The 2144-nt window shown below is 52.1% G+C and carries 3 protein-coding genes; 1 reads left to right on the top strand and 2 read right to left on the bottom strand.

The annotated features are described in order from the left end of the window. Positions 1-424: DUF1345 domain-containing protein (locus tag VMT62_14270; protein ID HVN97591.1), on the top strand; the 424-nt coding region annotated here is incomplete at its 5' end. A gap of 499 nt (positions 425-923) precedes the next feature. On the opposite strand, the gene VMT62_14265 is transcribed toward VMT62_14270, so the two are convergent. Both VMT62_14265 and VMT62_14260 read right to left on the bottom strand, forming a co-directional pair. Next, positions 924-1616, bottom strand: coding sequence for an ankyrin repeat domain-containing protein (locus VMT62_14265; protein HVN97590.1), 693 nt, complete (start codon positions 1614-1616; stop codon positions 924-926). A gap of 185 nt (positions 1617-1801) precedes the next feature. Further along, positions 1802-2144: hypothetical protein (locus tag VMT62_14260; protein HVN97589.1), on the bottom strand; the 343-nt coding region annotated here is incomplete at its 5' end.

The raw sequence follows: 2144 nt of genomic DNA, 5'->3' as shown, positions 1-2144 counted from the left end.
GATATTGACGGCCTATGTCGGGACTACCTGTGTGGGCTTCATCCTCACTGCAGTCAGCCAGCGGTCTGTGGGCCACTTCCGACTCCTAGTTGTCCTAAGTGTGATCGCGGTGATCTTCTCCTGGTTGCTCCTGCATACCTCCTTTGGCCTGCACTATACGCGGCTGTATTACCAAGAAACGGACAGAAAAGGTCGGGTTTCACCGGAAGACATGCGCCGGGGCTTTATTTTCCCAGGGATAATTGATCCTACCTACGAAGATTTCCTCTATGTCTCCTTCACCATCGCTTTGACCTATTCTATGAGTGACGTGAATGTAACCAGCCGCATACACAAGCGGGTGGTGGTGATCCACGCTCTGATTTCATTTCTATTTTATTACACAATCCTTGCAGTCGTGCTGAATGCCATCGTGACTTCTTGATCCACTCCTGGGGCTGCCAAGCATTTTGAATCCCATCAAACGTCGGGCGGGATAAGGAATTTCCTGCTTGTTGCATGGTCTAACCTCCAATCGAGCTTCACATCCATTTGCACTGGCCTTCGCGTTTGCCTTAATTGCTTCCACATGCGACCAAAAAATTCTCACAGAAGTCTTGGGAGGAACTACTCCACACTAAAATAGTTACATACGAAGACCTTTACATAAGATCTCCGTCGTACCGAGAAACAACAGATGAACTGTAGCAGCGAAAAGCTCGGAGAGTAGGCCTGTCAGTGCAACTGCCCCCACATGATGTAAGTTGAACGAGTTTCGGCATCGTAAGGGATTTATCTGAGACAGGGCTTCGGGTGGCACGCACCTCGCATACCTGTTTTCTATGGACAAATTCGAGGACAAACACCGCGCGCCGCTGACCGTCAGCCGGCAAGGCTGGCCCAATTAAAGAGAATGCCCGAGTGTCTGTGCTTGTCTCTGCCTTCTATCGTTCCGAACCGCGTTTCGCACCCCAAGCCACGAGCATATCCGCGAGAGAGTCGATCAGGTCCAGAGGGGTTAGCTCGAGTTCTTTGTCTTTCACGTTGACGTCAGCTCCCCGGGCGACCAGCGAGCTGAGGACCGGTTGATAGTAGAATAGGCTGCGATGCGCCGCCATCCAAAACGCAGTCTGGCCGCTTTCGTTCACCGCGTGCACGTTGGCACCGTGTGCGAGGAGTTCGTCCAGCACTAACTGGTGAGCTTCTCGCGCGGCTTCCATCAGTGCTGAAATTCCAGTGTGGTCCTGTGCGTTTACGTCGGCGCCTTTGTTTAGCAGCTCCCTTACCACGAAATCGTGTCCACCATGCGCCGCTTCCATAAGAGCGGTTCGCTTCCGTTGGTCGTGGGCGTTCACATCTGCCCCATGCTCCAGGAGCAATATCACAATCGGATAGCTACCGCTTGAGGAAGCTTCCATGAGCGCAGTCCGGTCGCGTTCATCCCGAAGGTCGACGTCCCCTCCGTTCTCCAGCAGCAGCTCAGCAATGTAAGTATGGCCCTTTGCTGCTGCCTCCATCAAACCTGTACGATACTGCGCATCATGCGCATTCACGTCGACTCCTTCAGCAATGCGCTCGCGGACGATGTCCAGGTAGTTGTCTTTACATGCAGCGACGAATTTGTCATCCCGCGCCATGAGTATCCCCTCCTTGGATGTAAATCAGGTTCACGGTCCCTCGCTGAAAAGCGGCGTCAATGAAGGTTCCCGCGAAGACCAGGCGCACGTACGGCAGGTTGTCAAAAAAACAGTTGCCGATGGATGGTGATACATTTTTCTATTGCCTGAGCCTTCATATTCAAATCGGAAACCTACTGCACGGGCTATTCCCCGGCATGAGAAAACAATTCGTCAACCCGCCTAAGAGATTCCTGGAGATTACTCAGGATGCCTTGAATTGCATTCTCCTCTAACACGACCTGTTGATCTTGCCAGGGTATGGATTCTCGTGCGGCAATCTTAGATACAAGCATATCATTTTTGTTTATACGCTCGGTGGTAGCAAGCCCTCTGGCTATCATCTTCTTTTCGTAATCTTCCCTCTGGCGAGACTTATGCGGTTTACCGGTTTGAACAGCAAAGAGAGCGTCCTGCCAGAAGAGCGGTTGATACACGATCGTAACTCCCGTCATAATTTCACGCAGCTCCCGTACATGTGCGGGGGAG

The organism is Syntrophorhabdaceae bacterium (assembly GCA_035541755.1).
Classification (GTDB): Bacteria; Desulfobacterota; Syntrophorhabdia; order Syntrophorhabdales; family Syntrophorhabdaceae; genus PNOF01.
The sequence above is the reverse complement of the archived record's forward strand: the minus strand, read 5'-3'. Positions and strand labels throughout refer to the sequence as shown.